At 39.7% G+C, this 1807-nt stretch carries 2 protein-coding genes; both read right to left on the bottom strand.

Annotated features, from left to right (window positions below; genetic code table 11):
• Positions 1-106: 106 nt before the first annotated feature.
• A complete protein-coding gene (locus tag RDS42_RS14665; RefSeq protein ID WP_308784300.1) occupies positions 107-1435 on the bottom strand; it encodes an FtsW/RodA/SpoVE family cell cycle protein in 1329 nt (442 codons plus the stop codon).
• A 3-nt stretch (positions 1436-1438) separates the two neighbouring features.
• Positions 1439-1768, bottom strand: a complete 330-nt coding sequence (locus tag RDS42_RS14660) for a PadR family transcriptional regulator (protein ID WP_308784299.1) — start codon at positions 1766-1768, stop codon at positions 1439-1441.
• Positions 1769-1807 lie beyond the last annotated feature (39 nt).

Below are 1807 nucleotides of genomic sequence, written 5' to 3'. Positions count from 1 at the left end.
TGTTTGCCATAATAAAAGGCCTCCTATGATTTTAATATTTTATCATAGAAGACCCTTGTATTGTTTAATTTACAGAGATTTTTCACAGGCTCTCTGAAATGTCAGCCTATAATCCTGCCGTTGTTTTCCTTTTTTGGCCACTTATCTTTACATGGCGTGGATAAACATTTTTATATCTGTATATACTTAGCACAATCCCCATTAATCCATAGGAAACAATAATATAGCTTCCCCCCGCAGATATAAATGGAAGAAATGCAGCAGAAGATGGAAGTATTCCGACATTTTCCAATACATTAACCAGAAAACTTACAAGAAAGATCATACCACATCCGCATCCCATTATCATACCTAACTGATTTTTTTGTTTCACAGCAGTGTTAAAAACCGCAATGATCAGGACAGCCAGAACACAGCATATAAGAATTCCGGCAATCATTCCATACACAGAGGATAAATAACTCAGTATATAATCTCTGTTAAACTCAGGCAGAACCATGCTTACCTCTGCACCACTGCTTCCTGCAAATTTATTTGCATTCATAAGGATTTTCAAAGGATTTTCCTCTCCTCCGCCAGCAAAAAATGCCTGAACACGCTCTTTCTGATAAGGCATCAGACCATTTCCAAAATACATTATAAAAAGAGCTGCTGCCGGCAGGATCATAAAAATCCCCCACACCCCGCATATTGCTTTTTTCTTATGTATACGGAACCAGCCTTTCTGTATGGCCATTGTCAGTATCACCAGCATAGATACCATCAGCATACCTGCAATTGTCAGAGACGGAAGGCGGAATACAAGAACGACCGGCAGGATCATCCATGCTATCGATTTCATCAGTCCCCCATAGCCCGATCCGTGATACTTGTAAATAATTCCCCCGTAAACCGGAACATAAAACAGCATCAATGCCTGTACAGATACCGGTCTTCCTCCTATTGCAATATAATATATCATACCGTTGACCATATTTCCGGACAAAACTGACACTAAACACAGAACAATCAGCCCACTGGCAATGATCCTGGAAAATCTTGCAAGTACCGTGTAATCTAAAAAATATAAAAAAATCATAACGGCACTTCCCAGCATAACATGAACTACATATCTCCCGGATGCAGATACATATTCTCCCTTTGCATGCCTTGCTATCATAATCTGCGCAAAAATACCGACAGCACTGATCATGATCACTATAAAAAGAAGCTTCCATGCAGCCTGTGGTTTATGGATGCGGTCAAGAGAAATCCCTGTTTCCACCGGATCTCCCATATCTTTCACAGCTTCTTTTTCTGCTTGTTCAAAATTCATCCCCAACTGAATATTTTCCTCAATCTGATCTTCCATATGATCCTGCAGCTCCTGTCGTATATAAGGCCGTGCCTTTTTACAACGGATCTGCTCCAGCAATATTTTCAGATACTCTTCCATAAGCTACACCTCCAATGCAAGAACATTTGATACTGCTTCCGAATACTCTCTCCATTCTTCTGTTTTCTTGTCCAGAAGGCCTCTTCCCTGCCTGGTCAGACTATAATACTTTCTGATTTTTCCGCCAGCCTCCTGCTCATATACAACTAACGCTCCCTTATCCTCAAGGCTATGGAGAAGCGGATATAAAGTTCCTGCTTTCAATTCAAAAACGTTCTGAGATTTTTGACGTAAGGTATCAATCATCTCATAACCGTACATATCCTTTTCTGATAATAATTTCAAAATAAGCAGGGTCATACTTCCGGAAACTAAAGCTTTCTCAATTGCCATATCATTCACTCTCCTTATATAGGTAATCTATATATATTG

Origin of the sequence: uncultured Blautia sp., from assembly GCF_902497045.1 — a bacterium.
Classification (GTDB): domain Bacteria; phylum Bacillota; class Clostridia; order Lachnospirales; family Lachnospiraceae; genus Blautia_A.
The sequence above is the reverse complement of the archived record's forward strand: the minus strand, read 5'-3'. Positions and strand labels throughout refer to the sequence as shown.

What these genes read in the sequence shown, in the direction of transcription:
- RDS42_RS14665 (WP_308784300.1), bottom strand. Translation starts at nt 1,435, where the DNA reads ATGGAAGAGTATCTGAAAATATTGCTGGAGCAGATCCGTTGTAAAAAG.
- RDS42_RS14660 (WP_308784299.1), bottom strand. Translation starts at nt 1,768, where the DNA reads ATGGCAATTGAGAAAGCTTTAGTTTCCGGAAGTATGACCCTGCTTATT.